The sequence below is a fragment of the Fluviicoccus sp. genome (genome assembly GCF_030646115.1).
Classification (GTDB): Bacteria; Pseudomonadota; Gammaproteobacteria; order Pseudomonadales; family Moraxellaceae; genus Fluviicoccus.
The window spans coordinates 41570-58208 of sequence record NZ_JAUSMX010000012.1; the positions used below are offsets into that span (position 1 = coordinate 41570).

17 protein-coding genes are annotated in these 16639 nt (G+C 64.8%); 14 read left to right on the forward strand and 3 right to left on the reverse strand.

Going from position 1 to position 16639, the window contains the following annotated elements; translation table 11 throughout:
* The first annotated feature begins 46 nt into the window (after positions 1 to 46).
* The 7 genes from Q7T36_RS08790 to Q7T36_RS08820 all read left to right on the forward strand — a co-directional run bounded on the left by Q7T36_RS08790 (position 47) and on the right by Q7T36_RS08820 (position 7415).
* On the forward strand, positions 47 to 949 hold the full coding sequence (locus Q7T36_RS08790) for an energy transducer TonB (RefSeq protein ID WP_304846774.1): 903 nt from the start codon (positions 47 to 49) through the stop codon (positions 947 to 949).
* Between the two features lie 20 nt (positions 950 to 969).
* Positions 970 to 3315, forward strand: a complete 2346-nt coding sequence (locus tag Q7T36_RS08795) for a TonB-dependent siderophore receptor (protein WP_304846777.1) — start codon at positions 970 to 972, stop codon at positions 3313 to 3315.
* Positions 3305 to 4408 (forward strand): alpha-hydroxy acid oxidase, encoded by a 1104-nt coding sequence (locus Q7T36_RS08800; protein WP_304846781.1) that lies wholly within the window; start codon positions 3305 to 3307, stop codon positions 4406 to 4408. The genes Q7T36_RS08795 and Q7T36_RS08800 overlap by 11 nt, the downstream gene beginning before the upstream one ends.
* A gap of 145 nt (positions 4409 to 4553) precedes the next feature.
* Complete coding sequence (locus Q7T36_RS08805) at positions 4554 to 5234, forward strand: Fe2+-dependent dioxygenase (protein ID WP_304846784.1); 681 nt, start codon at positions 4554 to 4556, stop codon at positions 5232 to 5234.
* A gap of 18 nt (positions 5235 to 5252) precedes the next feature.
* Positions 5253 to 5537: a PepSY domain-containing protein gene (locus Q7T36_RS08810; protein WP_304846787.1), complete on the forward strand. Its 285-nt coding sequence runs from the start codon at positions 5253 to 5255 to the stop codon at positions 5535 to 5537.
* A 174-nt stretch (positions 5538 to 5711) separates the two neighbouring features.
* Positions 5712 to 6248, forward strand: coding sequence for a phosphatase PAP2 family protein (locus tag Q7T36_RS08815; RefSeq protein WP_304846790.1), 537 nt, complete (start codon positions 5712 to 5714; stop codon positions 6246 to 6248).
* A 78-nt stretch (positions 6249 to 6326) separates the two neighbouring features.
* Entirely contained in the window at positions 6327 to 7415 is a 1089-nt protein-coding gene (locus Q7T36_RS08820) for a tetratricopeptide repeat protein (protein WP_304846793.1), read from the forward strand.
* A gap of 24 nt (positions 7416 to 7439) precedes the next feature.
* On the opposite strand, the gene Q7T36_RS08825 is transcribed toward Q7T36_RS08820, so the two are convergent.
* Positions 7440 to 8324, reverse strand: a complete 885-nt coding sequence (locus Q7T36_RS08825; protein ID WP_304846796.1) for a LysR family transcriptional regulator — start codon at positions 8322 to 8324, stop codon at positions 7440 to 7442.
* 96 nt (positions 8325 to 8420) lie between these two features.
* Here Q7T36_RS08825 and Q7T36_RS08830 point away from each other — a divergent pair, with 96 nt between their 5' ends.
* Both Q7T36_RS08830 and Q7T36_RS08835 read left to right on the forward strand, forming a co-directional pair.
* Positions 8421 to 9344, forward strand: coding sequence for a DMT family transporter (locus Q7T36_RS08830; RefSeq protein ID WP_304846799.1), 924 nt, complete (start codon positions 8421 to 8423; stop codon positions 9342 to 9344).
* 47 nt (positions 9345 to 9391) lie between these two features.
* On the forward strand, positions 9392 to 10165 hold the full coding sequence (locus tag Q7T36_RS08835; protein WP_304846804.1) for an alpha/beta fold hydrolase: 774 nt from the start codon (positions 9392 to 9394) through the stop codon (positions 10163 to 10165).
* Here the strand turns inward: Q7T36_RS08835 and Q7T36_RS08840 are convergent.
* Positions 10155 to 10610, reverse strand: coding sequence for a GNAT family N-acetyltransferase (locus Q7T36_RS08840; RefSeq protein ID WP_304846807.1), 456 nt, complete (start codon positions 10608 to 10610; stop codon positions 10155 to 10157). The two genes, Q7T36_RS08835 and Q7T36_RS08840, sit on opposite strands and share 11 nt — an antisense overlap.
* A gap of 200 nt (positions 10611 to 10810) precedes the next feature.
* Here Q7T36_RS08840 and Q7T36_RS08845 point away from each other — a divergent pair, with 200 nt between their 5' ends.
* Genes Q7T36_RS08845 through Q7T36_RS08860 form a run of 4 tightly spaced genes read left to right on the forward strand, consistent with a single transcriptional unit; the run spans position 10811 to position 14231 of the window.
* The gene (locus tag Q7T36_RS08845) at positions 10811 to 11770 is read left to right on the forward strand and encodes a TIGR01212 family radical SAM protein (protein WP_304846809.1); all 960 of its coding nucleotides are present in this window, start codon (positions 10811 to 10813) and stop codon (positions 11768 to 11770) included.
* On the forward strand, positions 11751 to 12761 hold the full coding sequence (locus Q7T36_RS08850) for a peptidase U32 family protein (RefSeq protein ID WP_304846812.1): 1011 nt from the start codon (positions 11751 to 11753) through the stop codon (positions 12759 to 12761). Before Q7T36_RS08845 ends, Q7T36_RS08850 begins: the two co-directional genes overlap by 20 nt.
* 13 nt (positions 12762 to 12774) lie before the next feature.
* Positions 12775 to 13701 carry a U32 family peptidase gene (locus Q7T36_RS08855; RefSeq protein ID WP_304846815.1) on the forward strand — a complete coding sequence of 309 codons (927 nt, stop codon included), beginning with the start codon at positions 12775 to 12777 and terminating at the stop codon, positions 13699 to 13701.
* The gene (locus Q7T36_RS08860; protein WP_304846818.1) at positions 13698 to 14231 is read left to right on the forward strand and encodes an SCP2 domain-containing protein; all 534 of its coding nucleotides are present in this window, start codon (positions 13698 to 13700) and stop codon (positions 14229 to 14231) included. Before Q7T36_RS08855 ends, Q7T36_RS08860 begins: the two co-directional genes overlap by 4 nt.
* A gap of 133 nt (positions 14232 to 14364) precedes the next feature.
* Here the strand turns inward: Q7T36_RS08860 and Q7T36_RS08865 are convergent, their stop codons facing one another.
* The gene (locus Q7T36_RS08865; protein ID WP_304846821.1) at positions 14365 to 14964 is read right to left on the reverse strand and encodes a flavin prenyltransferase UbiX; all 600 of its coding nucleotides are present in this window, start codon (positions 14962 to 14964) and stop codon (positions 14365 to 14367) included.
* A gap of 186 nt (positions 14965 to 15150) precedes the next feature.
* Between Q7T36_RS08865 and ubiD the strand changes: the two genes are divergently transcribed.
* Positions 15151 to 16635 carry a 4-hydroxy-3-polyprenylbenzoate decarboxylase gene (gene ubiD, locus Q7T36_RS08870; protein ID WP_304846824.1) on the forward strand — a complete coding sequence of 495 codons (1485 nt, stop codon included), beginning with the start codon at positions 15151 to 15153 and terminating at the stop codon, positions 16633 to 16635.
* The last annotated feature ends 4 nt before the right edge of the window (positions 16636 to 16639 follow it).

The window sequence follows — 16639 nt, forward strand, 5'->3', positions numbered from 1 at the left end:
GATTATCATTTAAAATAAGATAAGCCCATAGCCGGGAGGTATGGGCATGATTGTGACGATGCGGTCGATACAGGAGAAGGGGGGCGGACACGGGCGCTGGATGGAGCGTGAGTCGTTCCGCCGCTGGTGCCTGGCCTTTGGGCTGGAGGCGCTGTTGGTGCTGCTCTTGCTGCTGCTGGCCGGTCAGGCGGCGCTCCTGCCGTCCGCGCCGGTGATGAGCCCGGAAGCGGATGCCGGAACCGGCGATGACCTCTCGGTCATGCTGCTGATGGCGTCCGGGCAGCCGCTGCGCCCCGCCCGTTTTGCGCCTGCCGCTTCCTCTCCTGCCGTCACTGCCGTGACGAAACCGGTCAAAGCGACTGCCGTGTCCGCGCCCGTTGTGCCGACGACCCGCGCGGTCGAACCGGTAAGCACCGCTGCACCGGCCGCTGTCACGCCGCTGGTCCGTGAAGCATCTCCCGCTGCCACTGTGGCTGAACCCGTGGCCGTTCCTAATGCCGCTCCCGCTTTGGCCGCCACGGACGCCGGTGGTGCCGGATCCGCTGCCGGACAGACATCAACCACCGGTGCTGTCGGCAGCTCCGGCCTGCCAAGCACCAACGCCGGTGCAACCGGCAGCAGTCAGGGCAGCGGTTCCGGCGTGGGTTCACGCCATGCGCGCCATCCCTATTTCGGCAAGCTCAAGACCTGGCTCAACGCCCACAAGACCTATCCCGCCGCGCTGAAGAAAGCCAAGACGCAGGGCACGGTGCTGCTGACCTTCACCATCAGCCGCCGCGGTGAACTGCTGTCGTCCCGGATTGTCACCGGCTCCGGCGAACCGGGGCTGGACCAGGCTGCGCTGGAGATGCTGCAACGCTCCAGCCCGATGCCGCCGCTTCCCGATGACCTGGGGCTGGACCAGCTGACGCTGACCATCCCCGTCGAATATTCGCTGATTACCCGCTAACCCTTTATTTCCAGGAGTTCATGATGTCCGCCAGCCGTATCCTCCAGCCCGCTTCGTTGCGCCGCGCCATGTCGTCCCGTCCTGCCGTGGTGCTGGGCGTCTCCGCTGCCTTGTTGTCGCCGTCAGTGCTGGCGGAAGAGGCGGCGGTCAGTCTGGACACCTTGCAGATTGAAGGCCGGGCCATTGACACCAACCCTTACGCCCAGCCCGGCGCGCCTTACAAAGCGCGGGTGTCTGGCGACGCCCGCCATGCCGAGCCGCTGGCCGAGACGCCGCAGACGATCAGCGTGCTGACCAAGACCCAGATTGAGGATTCCGGTCGTTCCGACCTGCGCGAGATCTTGCAGGCACAGCCCGGCATCACACTTGGCACAGGCGAAAACGGCAATGCTTTCGGCGACCGCTACATCATCCGCGGCTATGAAGCCCGCAGCGACGTGTTCGTCGACGGCCTGCGCGACCCCGGCATGACCATCCGCGAGAGCTTTGCCAGCGAACAGGTGGAAATCTCCAAGGGCCCCAGCGCCACCTTTGCCGGTCGTGGCACCATCGGCGGCGCTGTGAACAGCGTCAGCAAGCAGGCCGGCACCGAGTACGATTTCACCAAGCTGCAGGCCGGGTTTGGCACCGACGACTACCGCCGTATTGAAATCGACGCCAACCACCGCCTCAGCGATACCGCCGCCTTCCGCGCCAACCTGCTGCAGGCTTACGAGCAGATTCCCGGCCGCGCCCCGGCCGACCGCGAGCGCACTGGCTACGCCTTTTCGTTGCTGCTGCAACCGGTGGACAAGCTGGAGTTGCTGGCTGATGTCTATCACCTGAGCGCCCGCGACATGCCCGACCTCGGCACCTACATTGCGCCCAACGGCGGCCAGCCGCGCACGGATATTCCGGTCTATTTGCAGGATCAGGACTTCCTCAGCGCCGAGGTGGATGTGGCGACGCTGCGCGCCACGTACCGTTTTAATGACAATCTGCGTCTCAGCAACAGCCTGCGGCGCGGCAATTCCGAGAACGGCTATGTCACCACCGGCGCGCGCGGCGCGGTGCGTGGCTCCAACGACAGCGCGCCCGGCATCGACACCATCACTCTCAGTTCGCATAACGGCTGGCAGCAGGTGGACTATCTGGCCGACCAGCTCAACCTGTTCCTCGACACGACGCTGGCGGGCAAGCTGCACAAGTTCATTTTCGGTGCGGAATACACCGACTCACAGGTGCTGAACGGCGTCTACACCGGCCTGACCGCCGCCAACAACGCCAATGCTAACTGCATCACCGGCACGGGTACGACCAAGAATGCCTACTGCATCCTCGACGCCAACGGTAACGCCATCGGCAACATCGGTGGGCTGATGGGCCGCAGCCCCAGCAAGGGCGCATGGGATTCCGACTGGCGGATCAAGACGCTGTCGCTGTCGGTGATGGATACGGTGGAACTGAGCGACAAGCTGGAAGTGTTCAGTGGTGTGCGTCTGGACCGCTTCGACTACCGCAACACGGTGCAGAACACCACGACGCTGGCGCAGACCACGTACGCCTACGAGGATGACTTGTGGAACTTCCACCTCGGTACGGTCTACCAACTGACGGATGAAGGCAACGTCTACCTGAACTGGAGCACGGCGTCCGAGATCAATGGCGGCGAGTCCGACCTGGGCGCGAACTGCGGCTACGGCGGCGTCTGCACCGTCAACGGCAATCCGGCGCTGGTGACCGAAAGCCGCCCGGAAAAGACCACCAATCTCGAACTGGGCACGAAATGGAACCTGTTCGACGAGAAGCTGCTGGCCACAGCCGACGTGTTCCGCATCACCAAGGACGATGTGATGGAAGGCCTGAGCGCCAACAGCTATGCCACCACCGGCACCCTCAACAGCGGCAAGAACCGGGTTCAGGGTATTGAGCTGGGCCTCAGCGGCAACCTGACCGACGAACTCAGCACCCAGTTCGGCGTGGCGGTGATGAAGTCGGAAGTGTTGAAGTCCGTCGCCGATCCGACCGGCGTCGGCCACACCCTCAGCAACTTCGCCGAGAACAGCCTGTTCCTGCAACTGCGCTACGCCTTCACCCCGGAATTCGCCTTCGGCGGCACCGTCACCTACGCCAGCGAGCGGTATGCCGGTCAGCCCGACAGCGCCGCCGCCTGGAACGCCACGACCGGCGCCTATGCCTACGAAGTTCCGGCCTACACCGTGCTCGACCTGTTCGCCACCTATGCCTTCACCCCCAAGGCCAGCGTGCGCCTGAACGTGGCCAACGTCACCGATCAGGATTACTACCTGGCCGCCTACCGCAGCGGTGCGTTCACCTACATCGGCGACGCCCGCAATGCCAACGTGACGCTGAGCTATGAATTCTAAGCCGCTGACCGCGCTGCCGCCGGAACTGCTGACGGCGGCCGATTACGAGCGACTCGCGCCGCAGTTCATGGAGGCAACGACGCTGGCCTGGATCAACGGCGGCAGCGGTGAGGAAGTTACCCTGCGTGATAACTTGGCGGCTTTCGCACGGCACCGGATCATGCCCCGGCTGCTGCGCGACTGCGGCGGCGGCTCGACGGCGCTCAGCCTGCTCGGCCGTCCGTTCCACCACCCGCTGCTGCTGGCGCCGGTTGCCTTCCAGCAGCTGGCGCACCCGGACGGTGAACTGGCGACCGCGCAGGCCGCCGCCGCGACCGACACCGGGCTGGTGCTGAGTACGCTGTCGTCGGTGACGCTGGAAGCCGTAGCGGCGGAAACAACGGCTGAGAAGTGGTTCCAGCTCTACTTCCAGCCGGACCGTAACGCCACCGCCGATCTGGTACGGCGTGCAGAAGCGGCTGGCTACACCGCGCTGATGGTGACGCTGGACACGCCGGTGCAGCCGGTCAGCCAGAGGGCATTGCGCGCCGGGTTTGCCATGCCGACGGGTATTCGCGCCGCCAATCTGGCCGGTTACGCCGCGCCGCCGCGCCGCACGCTGACCACCGGGGACAGCCTGCTGTTTCAGGGCATGATGGCCGATGCGCCGGGCTGGAAGGATCTGGAGTGGCTGCTGGCCTTCACCCGCCTGCCGGTGCTGGTGAAGGGCGTGTCGCATCCCGATGATGCCGTGCGCTTGCAGGCGCTGGGGGCGGCGGGGCTGGCGGTGTCGAACCACGGCGGGAGGGCGCTGGACGGCATGCCGGCCGCGCTCGACCTGCTGCCCGCCATCCGGCAGGCGGTGGGGGCGGATTATCCGCTGCTGCTGGACGGCGGCATCCGATCCGGTCGCGACGCCTTCATCGCGCTGGCGCTGGGCGCGAATGCGGTGATGGTCGGCCGCCCGCAGCTGCATGCGCTGGCGGTGGCCGGGGCGCTGGGTGTGGCGCACTTGATGCGGCTGCTGCGTGAGGAACTGGAGTTGTGCATGGCGCTGGCCGGGTGCGCGACGGTGTACAGTATCGGGCGGGAGGTGCTGTGGACACAGCGTTGATTTTCCCTCTCCCCCTGTGGGAGAGGGCTAGGGAGAGGGGCGCTGCGGTGGTCATGACATGCCGATGTTTTCGTGCCGCTTTCCGCACCCCTCTCCCCGACCCTCTCCCACAAGGGGAGAGGGGGTTTCATTCAGGAGTATCATTATGCTGACCATTCTCGAAAAAGTCCTTGACCCCACCACGGTCCGCCGCTTCCGCGAAGCCCTGGACCGCGCTGACTGGGAGGACGGCCTGCGCTCTGCCGGGTCGCTGGCCGGGCGGGTGAAACAGAACCGGCAATTGCCGGAGGATTCCGCGACCGCGCGGGAGCTGGGTCAGCACATTTTGCGCGTGCTGGGGGGGCATCCGCTGTTCATGTCGGCGGCCTTGCCCGACCGCATCTACCCGCCGCGCTTCAACCTCTACAGCGGCGGCGGCCACTACGGTGCTCACGTTGACAATGCCGTCATGCTGGTGGGACCGGAGCGGCGTGTGCTGCGTTCGGACCTCTCCGCCACCCTGTTCCTCTGCAACCCGGCCGACTATGACGGCGGCGAGCTGACCATTGAAACCTCGTTCGGCGCACAGTCGGTGAAGCTGGCGGCGGGCGACATGGTGCTGTATCCATCCAGCAGCCTGCACCGGGTGACGCCGGTGACACGCGGCGCCCGTGTCTGCGCCTTCTTCTGGATTCAGAGCATGGTGCGTGATGACGGCGAACGCACGCTGCTGTTCGACCTCGACCAGTCCATCCAGGCGCTGACCGCCGCCAACGCCGCGCCGGAAGCGCTGCTGCCGCTGACCGGCATTTACCACAACCTGCTTCGCCGCTGGGCGAACGTTTGACCTTTCCGGAGAAAACCCATGACCCGTTTCCTGACTGCCGCCATCCTGTTGCTGGCATCCGGCCTGGCCGCCGCCGCGGCTGACTGCCCGAAAGCCCCGCCGGAGAAATGGCTGCATGTGCTGGAGATGCAAAAGAAGATCGTCAACGAGTACGGCTTCGCCATCAAACGCTTCCAGACCGACGGCAACTGCTACGAAATTTACGGTTGGGGACTGAACGAGCGGAAGGACAAGTTTGTACAGGTCGAGGTTTACTTCAACCCGGTGACTGGTGCGATTGTGCGGAAAAATGTGCGGGACTGAGGCATGAAGACAGAGTGTCAGTCAGGCTGTCACCCGACTGACATGATTCTGTCATGCGGCAGTCAACCCTCCGGCGCATTCTGGCTTGGATGAAAAACATTCAATCAATCCCAGGGTCGCCGGGCACTTTGTCCGCTCCGGCATGTTGGACCCTGTTGCCGGAGTACCAACCGTATGAACAAGCTGAATCCGCCGTCACCGATCCGCGTTTTTGACTGGGACCTGGCCTGGTGCCTGCGCCTCAACCGTTATTCCGCCCACAGCGCCATCGCCGTTTTTTTCAAGCACATCAGCCGACTCGGCAACGGCCGTTTCTGGTACACGCTCATTGCGCTGATCGCCTTGTTTGAAGGTGCTTCGGCATGGCTTCCCCTGTTCCATATGCTATTGACTGCCGGGGCCGGGGTGCTGATCTACAAGGCGCTGAAGCTGCGTACGCTGCGGCCCCGGCCCTATCAGGTGCATCAGGCAGTGGTGCTGGGTGAGCGGCCGCTGGACCATTTCAGTTTTCCGTCCGGGCACACGCTGCACGCGGTGCTGTTCACCGTAATGCTGGGTTATCATTTCCCTGCGTTGCTGCCCTTGCTGCTGGTGTTTACGTCGCTGGTGGCGCTGTCGCGGATGGTGCTGGGGCTGCATTACCCGACGGATGTGCTGGCGGGAGCCTTTCTTGGCGGTGGTCTGGGGGTGATGGGGCTGTGGATTTTTTGAAGGGCGACGCAAGCCTTGATCGTGTGGTGGCTGCATAATCCAGAGGCGGTCGGGCTGCTTTCGCACTATGGAAATATCATGAATACGCTAACCAAGGTTATAGCGGGAGTGTTGCTGGTGGTCGGCCTGAGCGCCATTACCGGTAAAGGCAAACGGGGCGGTGAAAGCTGGGAAAAGCTGGATGATCAGGCGCAGCAATTGGCTGAAAGCGGACAGTACGACCAGTCGCTGGCTATCAGTGAAAGGCAACTCAAGGTGGCCAGAGCCACTCTGGGGCCGAACGATCCCGATTTGGTGACAAGCCTGAACAACATTGCCTTGCGGTATGAAGAGCATGGCGACAGCGTCAAGGCCGAGCCGCTTCTCAAGGAGGCGTTGGCGATTGCGGAAAAGACGCCGTCGCTGCGAGAGTCGGAAAAGGCGACCATCATGGTCAATCTTGGCTCGTTGTACCGGAGCCGGGAGTGGTTCACCCAGGCCGAGCCGCTATTGAAAAACGCGCTGATGATTCGCGAGAAGGTGTTGGGGCCGGAGCATCTGGATGTCGCCCACAGCCTGAGCAATCTGGCAGGCCTGTACGTTGATCAGGGTCGGGATGATCTGGCTGAACCATTGTACCAGAGGGCGCTGGTGATTCGGGAGAGGGATCCAAAACCTGCAGATCGGTTCACCAGCATCCTACTGGGCAACCTGGGTCAGATTTATGATCGTCAGGGGGACTATGAAAAAGCGGCGCCCTTGCTGCTGCGTGCGCTTTCCATTGCCGAAGGGGCGTTGCCTCCGGGCCATATTGATCTTGCCAGCTGTTTCGCCAATCTGGCTTCGCTTTACGGAAATATGGAAGAGTTGCCCAAGGCGGAAGCCATGTACAAGCGGGCGTTGGCCATTCAGGAGCGCGCCCGGGGTTCAAGTGTCGACATGGCGGTAACTTTGCACAACCTGGGTCTGATTTATGATGCCGAAGGGGAGTATCAGCAGGCTGAGATGTCCCTGAAGCGTTCGCTGAAGATGACGGAGCGGCTTCAGGGACTTCATCATCCGGATTTGATTGTGACGCTGGAAAGCCTGGTGACGGTGTATGGCAAAATGGGTCTTGAAAGCCAAGCCGAGAGAATGCAGGAGCGTTTGGAACGGATCAGCGCCAGGTTGGAGCGTGAACGGGGTTGATCCAATGCGGGGCGGTCAAACGAATCACCCGTACTTCGCCAGTTCCCTCCGGCAAACTTCCTCCACAAAATCCCGCATCGCCAGCACCCTGCGGCTGGCTTTCAGATCGCGGTGGTACATCAGCCACAGCTCCTGCTGCGTGGGCAGTGCGGCGGTGTCCAGCCGCAGCAGCCGGTCATCGTTTTCCCCCATGAACGAGGGCAGCAGCGCGGCGCCCAGGCCGCTGCGCGCCGCCAGCAAATGCGCTTGCAGCGTATTGCTGCGGAACACCGGCGTCTGGCCGGGAAACAGCGTGTGCAGCCATTCCACCATCGGCAGTTTCACCCAGGCGGCGTCCCACGACACATGCGGCAGCCGCCGCCAGTCCCCGGCCCGCTCCAGCGCCTGCGGGGTGCAGTACAACTCAAAGCGGAAAGTCCCGGCGCAACGGGCAATGTAGTCCGGGGCGTGGTCGCGCTGCCGCGGGTCGGCAATGCGCAGCGCCAGATCGGCTTCGCGGCGGGAGAGGTCGGCGAGGTGGCGGTTGATCAGCAGTTCCACCCGCAGTTGCGGATGCTGCGTCATGAAGGCGGGCAGGTTCGGCACAATCAGGTAATGCGCAATCGATTCGAAGGTAGCCAGCTTCACTTCCCCGGCCAGCTCGTCCGTGGCCGCGCCATGCCGCTCCAGCGCCTGCATTGCCCGCTCCACTTCCGCCACATGTTCCAGGAAGGCGCTGCCGGTGTCGGTGAGCAGATAGCCGCGCTGCTGGCGCAGGAACAGCCGCACGCCCAGTGAGGCCTCCATGGCGTCGATATGCCGCGACACAGTGGAGGGGCTGGTGTTGAGGCTGGCGGCAGCCGGGGTGAGGCCGCCGCTGCGCGCGACGGCCAGAAAGTACTTGAGGTTGTTCCAGTCCGGGTGGGCCATAGCATTTTCTGAATATGGAAAATGGTTTGCCGGATGCTGGCATATCTTTGCGCCAATGGAAATGGATAATCCGAGTATGAAACTCGGAGATGCACCATGAACCTGTCCCTGATCTGGCTCAAGCTGGGCCTGACCTCGTTCTTCTGGGCGCTGATGTTCTATCTCGGCCAGTATGCCGTGGCCTATATGTCGCCGGAATCGGTGAGCGGCTGGCGCTTCCTGCTGGCCGGGCTGGTGCTGTTGCCGCTGGTGGCGCTGCGCGAGGGCGTGGACTGGCCGGGCCTGCGCCGCAACGCTCGGCCGTTGCTGGTGATGGCGGTGGTGGGCATCGGTGGCTTCAACCTGGCGCTGTTTCACGGCCTGCGTTATTCCTCGCCGGTGAACGGGGCGCTGATCATGGCGCTGTGCCCGGCGCTGATTACAGTATTCGGCGCGCTGCTGACCGGCGAGCGCATCGACCGCCGCCAGCTGGCGGGGTTGGGTCTGGGCATTGCCGGGGTGCTGGCGGTGATCAGCGGCGGTTCGCTGTCGGTGCTGCTGGCGCTGTCCTTCCAGAAGGGCGACCTGTTCATCCTGCTGGCCGCAACCTGCTGGGCCATCTACTCGACCTTGCCGAAGCGTTTCATCACCGGCCTGCCGCCGTTGCAGGTGACGGTGGGCACCGTGCCGCTGGGCGGCCTGCTGCTCAGCCTGTATGCCCAGGGCACGCAGACCGACTTCCTGACGGCGCCGCCGTTGGGCGTGGTGGCCTCGGTGCTGGCGATGAGCCTGTTCGGGTCGGTGGTGGCATACCTGTGGTGGAACGATGGCGTGCGTCAGGTGGGCGCGGCGCGGGCGGCGGTGTTCATGAATCTGGTGCCGATCTTCGCGGCGCTGATCGGCCTGGCGTTGGGGCGGCCGGTGGGCTGGTCGCAGGCGGCCGGGGCGGTGCTGGTGGTGGGCGGCGTCTGGCTGGCGACGCGGCCGCCGGAGGCGGCGCCAGCGTCCGTTCGTCCGGAGGCCTGCGGGCAAGGGGTCTGAGCCGTTATTTTGTTGGCTGTGGAACATTCTTGATGAGGAGTTGAACCATGTGGCATTTCACGGAACAAGGGCTGGGTCGTCCGCTGGTGTTGTTGCACGGCATCGGCATGTCCGGGGCGGCATGGCGGCCGGTGCTGGCGCGGCTGGCGGAGCAGCGGCGGGTGATTGCCTTTGACGTGGCGGGCTTTGGCCGCAGTCCGTTGTTGCCGCCGCAGGTGCCGCCGACCACGGTCAATCTGGCGCGGGCGCTGGGTGAGCAGTTGCGTGGCCTGGGGCTGGCGGAGCCGGTGGACATCGCCGGGAATTCGATGGGCGGCTGGATGGCGCTGGAGGCAGCGCGGCTGGGTCTGGCGCGGTCGGTGGTGGCAATCTCGCCCGCCGGGTTGTGGGTGAAGCCGCCAGCGCATGTGCGGCATGTGTTCTTCAACCTGCGGCGGGGAACGCGGTTGGCGCCGGGGTTGGTGAAGCTGATGTTGCAGGTGCCTGCCTTGCGTGAGGTTTTGATGGCGGTGCCGATGACTACCGGCAGTCATCGCATGCCCGCCGAGGAAGCCTTTGCGGCGGCGCAGGATTTTGTGCGCGCGCCGGGGTTTGAGGAGACGTTTGCACATGCCGACAGCTTTCGGGGCGGGCATGAAATTGCGGTGCCGGTGACGGTGGCGTTCGGCACCCATGACTGGCTGTTGACGAAGTCGGCGCGGCGGCGGCAGGAGTTGCCGCCGCAGACGCGGTGGCTGGAGCCGCAGGGGTGGGGGCATGTGCCGATGTGGAAGGACCCGGAGGGGGTGGTAAGGGTTATTCTGGAGGGGACTACAGGTTAAGCCGGTATGGCCGCATGGGAGAGGCGGTGAAGCCATGCTTCTGGTAGAAGCGTTGGGCGACGATGTTATCCCTGTCAGTCAGCAGGGTAATGCGCCGGCAACCGTTACGCCGGGAGGCGGCGATAGCCTGCTCCAGCAGTTGCCCGCCGATGCCCTGACCGCGCGCGTTGTCGGCAATCACCATGTCCTCCAGAAGCGCTACGCGCTCACCCAAGGCGGTGGAGACGGTATATAGCAGGTTGACCATGCCGAGAATGGCGTCCTCGTTACGGGCGACCAGAATGAGGCCGGTTTCAGGTTGGCGGATGATGTGGTCGAGGCCGCGCACCTGGGCGGCGGGGTCGGGGGTGAACTCAGCCTCCTGGGTGAACAAAGTGGTAAGCAGGTCACTCAGGGCCGGAATGTCGGCAAGCGTGGCGGGGGTAATGCGTATGGAGATGTTCATGCAAGGGCGCCGTTGATGCTGAATCGAGCAAGGTGAATGTGAGGGCTCATGCTCTCCTCATGACATCTGATGAACTGTGCCGGGGGCATTGAAATTAACATGACGGTCATGTCTGCGCCATATGGCCTTGTCCTCCGTCATTTTTCCTTTGTCCCCCGACGCCTAAAATCCCCCGCACTTCCCCCACGTCCCGCGCCACTATGGATCTCTCGCAGTACGTCCACACCCTCGGCCACGCCCTGCAGGCCCGCCACGGCCAGCGCGTGCACAAGGTCGCGCTCAACGTCGGTTTCACCTGCCCCAACCGCGACGGCAGCAAGGGACGCGGCGGCTGCACTTTCTGCAACAATGACTCCTTCGCTCCCGAACGCCAGCCCGACCGCAGCATCACCGACCAGATCAGCAGCGGCGCGCAAGCCGTGCAGCGCCTCACCGGCGCGCGCAAGCTGATGGCCTATTTCCAGGCCTACACCAACACCTACGCCGATATCGACCGCCTGCGCCGCCTCTATGACGAAGCGCTTGCCCATCCTGAGGTCATCGGCCTGTCCATCGGCACCCGCCCGGACTGCGTGCCGCTGGAAGTGCTGGACCTGCTGACCGGATACCGCGAACGCGGTGTTGATGTGTGGCTGGAACTGGGCCTGCAAAGCGCTTTCGACGAGACGCTGGCCAGAGTCAATCGCGGCCACGGTTTTGCCGAATACGCCGAAACCACCCGGCAGGCGCGGGCGCGCGGATTGCCGGTGTGCACGCACCTGATCCTTGGCCTGCCGGGGGAGAACGCCGACCATGCCCGGCAAACGCTGCGGCAGGTGCTGGAGGTGGGCACCGACGGCCTGAAGTTGCATCCACTGCACGTGGTCAAGGCGACGATGCTGGCCTTCCAATGGCGACGAGGCGGCTACACGCCGTTGCGGCAGGCGGACTATGTGGAACAGTGCATCGACCTCATCGCCCGCACGCCGCCGGAGGTGGTGTTCCACCGCCTGACCGGAACCGCTGCGGCTGAAATTCTGTTGGCCCCGGCCTGGTGCGAGCACAAGTGGCCGGTGATCAACGCCATTACCCAAGGGCTGGCGGCGCGCGGCTTGTCGCAAGGCTCGGCGCTGGGCCGCCCCTATCGTCCGGAGAATGTCCATGACGGCATCGCCGCTTGAACTGGTGTGCCCGGCCGGGTCGCTGGCCGCGCTGAAGACGGCGGTGGATAACGGCGCGGACTGCGTCTACACCGGCTTCCGCGACGACACCAACGCCCGCAATTTTCCCGGCCTCAATTTTGACGAGGCGACGCTGCGGCAGGCGGTGGATTACGCCCACGCGCGCGGCAAGCAGGTGTTCACCGCGCTGAACACCTATCCGCAGGCGGGCGGCATGGGCCGCTGGCGCTCGTCGCTGGACCGGGCGATGGCGGCGGGGGTGGATGCGCTGATCATTGCCGACACCGGCCTGCTGCAATACGCCCGCCGCCAGTATCCCGACGCACGCCTGCACCTGTCGGTGCAAGGCTCGGCCACCACGGCCGGGGCGCTGGATTTCTACTACCAGCACTTCGGCATTGCCCGGGCGGTGCTGCCGCGCGTGCTGTCGCTGGGGCAGATTGCCGGGGTGGTGCGGCTGACGCCGGTGGAGATCGAGGTGTTCGGCTTCGGCAGTCTGTGCGTGATGGTGGAAGGGCGCTGCCTGCTGTCGTCCTACGCCACCGGCGATTCGCCCAACAACCACGGCGCCTGTTCGCCCGCGCCCGCCGTGCGCTGGGATCACACCGCCGCCGGGCTGGAAACGCGGCTGAACGGCGTGCTGATCGACCGTTTCGCCGAGGGCGAAAAAGCTGGTTACCCGACGCTGTGCAAGGGCCGTTTCAAGGTCAACGACGATACCTATTACGCCATTGAGGAACCCACCAGCCTGAACACGCTGGAACTGCTGCCGCAGCTGATCGGCATGGGGGTGAAGGCGATCAAGATCGAGGGCCGCCAGCGCAGTCCGGCCTACATCGCCACCGTCGGCCGCACCTGGCGGCAGGCGATTGATAACGCCTTGCGCGACCGCGAACGATATATCGTGCGCAGCGACTGGACCACGGACCTGGACCGGCTTTCGGAAGGCAGCCAGCACACGCTGGGCGCCTATCACCGTCCCTGGAAATAACCGGAGTATGACCATGACCGCATCCGCCCGCCTGTCGCTGGGCCCCTTGCTCTACTACTGGCCGCGACAACAGATGCTCGATTTCTACGACGAGATGGCCTCGGCCCCGGTGGACATCGTCTATCTGGGCGAAACCGTCTGCGCCCGCCGCCATGAGCTGGAACTGGACGACTGGATCGGCGTCGGCCAACGCCTGCGCGAGGCCGGGAAGGAAGTCGTGTTTTCCAGTCAAGTGTTGCTGGAGTCGGAAAGCGATGTGCGCCGCCTGAAGGCCTTGCTGGCGGCCTCGTCCGGGCTGGAAGCCAACGACATGACCGCCGTCAACCTGGTGCAGCGGGCGGAAGACGGCTTTGTCGCCGGGATGACGCTCAACCTCTACAACGAGGACTCGCTGGCGCTGATGGCCTGTCTGGGCGCGCGGCGCTGGGTGGCGTCGGTGGAACTGGATGCGGATCAATTGGGCCTGCTGGCCGAGTCGGTAGCCGGGGGTATGGAAACCGAGGTCTTCGCCTTCGGTCGCATGCCGCTGGCCTATTCGGCGCGCTGCTTCACCGCCCGCCATTTCAATCGGCAAAAGGACGGCTGCCAGTTCGTCTGCCGCGAGTACCCGGACGGGCTGGAAATGCGTACGCAGGAGGACGAGCCCTTCCTGGTGCTGAATGGCATCCAGACGCAGTCGGTGAAAAGCTGCGACCTGCTGGCCGACATTCCCGAACTGCTGCAACTGGGAGTGAACGTGCTGCGTATCAGCCCACAGGCGGCGCATACCGGTGAAGTGATCCAGTTGTTCCGCGACGTGCTGGACGGCATGATCGCCCCGCACGACGCCTTCCGCCGCGCCGACCGCTTGCGCAGCGCCGAACCCTGCAACGGCTACCTGCACGGCAAGCCGGGGCTGGACCTTGTGTTCCACCGCAGCGCCCAGAGTGTATACGGATGAACCTCCGCCCGACCGCCGCCCGCGCCTTGCAGGTCGTTTCCGCGTTCAACGTGCCGCAGCCGTTGACCCGTTTGCTGTTCCGGCTGCCGCAGTTCCCGCCGTCGCTGGCGCTGGCCACGGCGCTGAATCTGGCGCTGGGCAAGTCCGGGTTGTCGGCCATTCCGCCGGAACTGACCGGCCGTCAGGTGCGGCTGGTGGTGACCGACCTCGGCATGGAGCTGGCGCTGGTGCTGAATCGGCAGGGTTTTGTACCGCCGCATCTGCCATCGGCAAAACCCGAGGTGACGATCCGCGCCAGCAAGGCGGATTTCCTGGCGATGGCATCGCGCACCGAGGATTCGGACACGCTGTTTTTCAGCCGTCGATTGGTGATGGAGGGCGATACCGAGCTGGGGTTGCTGGTGCGGAATCTGCTGGATTCGGTGGATTTGTCCGGGTTGGGGGTGCGGGAATTTTCGCCGTGGCGGGTGGCGGGGATGGTGGGGGGATTGTTGAAGGGGAGGAAGGGGGAGCGGTGGGTGGTGTGGTGAGGAATTCCCTCCCCCCTTGTGGGGGAGGGTTAGGGTGGGGGGTGCTGCGGTGGTTCCTGAACCGGCGTCGTGTTCGGGCGGCTTTCCGCACCCCCCATCCCGGCCTTCCCCCACAAGGGGGGAAGGAGATTCTTTACGTCCCCCAACCTGTCATGTCCCCCTCCAACCCCACCTGCTTCAACACCCGGTCCACCACAAACCCCACCAGCCCGTCGATATCTGTGGGCCGGTGATAAAAACCCGGACAGGGCGGCATCACCGTCACGCCCAGTTTGGCCAGCGTCAGCATGTGCTGCAGGTGGATCGTCGAGAACGGCATTTCGCGCGGCACGATCACCAGCCGGTGGCCTTCCTTGATCACCACATCGGCGGCGCGCTCGATCAGGTTGTTGCTGAGGCCGGTAGCCACCGCCGCCAGCGTGCCCATGCTGCACGGGCAGATGATCATGCGTCGCGGCGCGCCGGAACCGGAGGCGGGGGCGGCGGTCCATTCCTGCGGGTCCAGCAGGCGGATGCGGCCTTCGGTGTCATCGCTCAGATCACGGAGCAAGGCTTCGGCGGCGGTGCGGTCGGCGGGCAGGATGATGTCGTGTTCCAGCCGCAGCACCTCGCGGGCGGCGTCCGACACCAGTAGGTACACCTGTTGTTGCCGGGCCACCAGCGCTTTCAGCAGGGCCAGGGCGTAGGGCATGCCGGATGCGCCGGTGAGTGCGAGGGTGAGGCGGTGGGGCATAGGGCCTCCTGAAAGTTTCGTGTGGGACGTTGTGCTCCCTCCCCCCTTGTGGGGGAGGGCCGGGGTGGGGGGTACGACGGTGGCGCTGGAGTTGCCAGAAGCAGTGTCTGGGCTGCCTTTCCGCACCCCCCACCATGACCCTCCCCCACAGATGGGGAGGGAACTTCATTAAGGGGTATGTCATCCATGAAATTCCACGACCTGCGTCAATTCCTCACCTTCCTCGAACAACGCGGCGAGCTCCGCCGCATCAGCCGCGAGATCGACCCGAAGCTGGAGATGACCGAAATCTGCGACCGGGTGCTGCGGGCGGGAGGTCCGGCGCTGCTGTTCGAGAAACCCAAGGGCTACAGCCTACCGGTACTGGCCAACCTGTTCGGCACGCCGCAGCGCATTGCCTGGGGCTTGGGGCTGGAAAGCGCGGCCGGATTGCGCGGGCTGGGCGAGGTGCTGGCGAAGCTGAAGGACCCGCAGCAGGTCAACGACGCAGCCAGCCTGTTCAGCCATTTACCGATGGTGCGGCAGGTGCTGAACATGTCGCCGAAACAGACCGGGCGCGCGCCCTGCCAGGAGCGGGTGCTGGCAGGCGCTCAGGTGGACCTGGGCCTGCTGCCCATCCAGACCTGCTGGCCGGACGACGCCGCGCCGCTGGTGACCTGGCCGCTGGTGATTACGCGCGGGCCGGAGAAGTCCCGGCTGAATGTGGGCATCTACCGCATGCAACTGCTGGGGCGCAACCGGCTGATCATGCGCTGGCTATCGCATCGCGGCGGCGCGCTGGATTATCAGGCGTGGCGGGCGCGCACGCCGGACCAGCCCTTCCCGGTGGCGGTGGCCATCGGCGCGGACCCGGCAACGATGCTGGCGGCGGTGACGCCCATCCCCGACACGATGTCCGAATTCGCCTTCGCCGGGCTGCTGCGCGGCGGCAAGACGGTGCTGACCGACTGCCTGACCCACAACCTGCAAGTCCCGGCGGCGGCGGAAATCGTGCTGGAAGGCTTTATCTATCCTAACGATCTGGCCGATGAAGGCCCCTACGGCGACCACACCGGCTATTACAACGAAGTGGCGAAGTTCCCGGTGTTTACCGTCGAGCGGATGACGCTGCGCCGCGACGCCATCTACCACAGCACCTACACCGGCCGTCCGCCCGACGAGCCGTCGGTACTGGGCGCGGCGATGAACGAGTTGCTGGTACCGCTGCTGCAACAGCAGTTCCCGGAGATCGTCGATTTCTGGCTGCCGCCGGAGGGCTGTTCCTACCGGCTGGCGATCATCAGCATTCGCAAGCAGTACGCGGGCCATGCGCGGCGGGTGATGATGGGCATCTGGTCCTTCCTGCGCCAGTTCACCTACACCAAATTCCTGATAGTCACCGATGACGATGTCAATGTGCGCCGCTGGGACGATGTGATCTGGGCGATGACCACGCGCATGGACCCGGTGCGCGACACCATGAGTATCACCGGCACGCCGATTGATTATCTGGATTTTGCGTCGCCGGTGGCGGGGCTGGGCTCGAAGATGGGCTTTGACGCCACCAACAAATGGCCGGGGGAAACGGTGCGCGACTGGGGGCGGCCGATCGAGCGCTCGCCGGAGATTGTGCGCAAGGTGGACGGTTATTGGCGCGAACTGGGCCTGCCACAACCTGACCGCCGTCGTTGATGGC

Excerpts from the sequence above, each read along its gene's own strand:
- Q7T36_RS08790 (WP_304846774.1), top strand. The coding sequence starts at position 47 with ATGATTGTGACGATGCGGTCGATACAGGAGAAGGGGGGCGGACACGGG.
- Q7T36_RS08795 (WP_304846777.1), top strand. The coding sequence starts at position 970 with ATGATGTCCGCCAGCCGTATCCTCCAGCCCGCTTCGTTGCGCCGCGCC.
- Q7T36_RS08800 (WP_304846781.1), top strand. The coding sequence starts at position 3,305 with ATGAATTCTAAGCCGCTGACCGCGCTGCCGCCGGAACTGCTGACGGCG.
- Q7T36_RS08805 (WP_304846784.1), top strand. The coding sequence starts at position 4,554 with ATGCTGACCATTCTCGAAAAAGTCCTTGACCCCACCACGGTCCGCCGC.
- Q7T36_RS08810 (WP_304846787.1), top strand. The coding sequence starts at position 5,253 with ATGACCCGTTTCCTGACTGCCGCCATCCTGTTGCTGGCATCCGGCCTG.
- Q7T36_RS08815 (WP_304846790.1), top strand. The coding sequence starts at position 5,712 with ATGAACAAGCTGAATCCGCCGTCACCGATCCGCGTTTTTGACTGGGAC.
- Q7T36_RS08820 (WP_304846793.1), top strand. The coding sequence starts at position 6,327 with ATGAATACGCTAACCAAGGTTATAGCGGGAGTGTTGCTGGTGGTCGGC.
- Q7T36_RS08825 (WP_304846796.1), bottom strand. The coding sequence starts at position 8,324 with ATGGCCCACCCGGACTGGAACAACCTCAAGTACTTTCTGGCCGTCGCG.
- Q7T36_RS08830 (WP_304846799.1), top strand. The coding sequence starts at position 8,421 with ATGAACCTGTCCCTGATCTGGCTCAAGCTGGGCCTGACCTCGTTCTTC.
- Q7T36_RS08835 (WP_304846804.1), top strand. The coding sequence starts at position 9,392 with ATGTGGCATTTCACGGAACAAGGGCTGGGTCGTCCGCTGGTGTTGTTG.
- Q7T36_RS08840 (WP_304846807.1), bottom strand. The coding sequence starts at position 10,610 with ATGAACATCTCCATACGCATTACCCCCGCCACGCTTGCCGACATTCCG.
- Q7T36_RS08845 (WP_304846809.1), top strand. The coding sequence starts at position 10,811 with ATGGATCTCTCGCAGTACGTCCACACCCTCGGCCACGCCCTGCAGGCC.
- Q7T36_RS08850 (WP_304846812.1), top strand. The coding sequence starts at position 11,751 with ATGACGGCATCGCCGCTTGAACTGGTGTGCCCGGCCGGGTCGCTGGCC.
- Q7T36_RS08855 (WP_304846815.1), top strand. The coding sequence starts at position 12,775 with ATGACCGCATCCGCCCGCCTGTCGCTGGGCCCCTTGCTCTACTACTGG.
- Q7T36_RS08860 (WP_304846818.1), top strand. The coding sequence starts at position 13,698 with ATGAACCTCCGCCCGACCGCCGCCCGCGCCTTGCAGGTCGTTTCCGCG.
- Q7T36_RS08865 (WP_304846821.1), bottom strand. The coding sequence starts at position 14,964 with ATGCCCCACCGCCTCACCCTCGCACTCACCGGCGCATCCGGCATGCCC.
- ubiD (WP_304846824.1), top strand. The coding sequence starts at position 15,151 with ATGAAATTCCACGACCTGCGTCAATTCCTCACCTTCCTCGAACAACGC.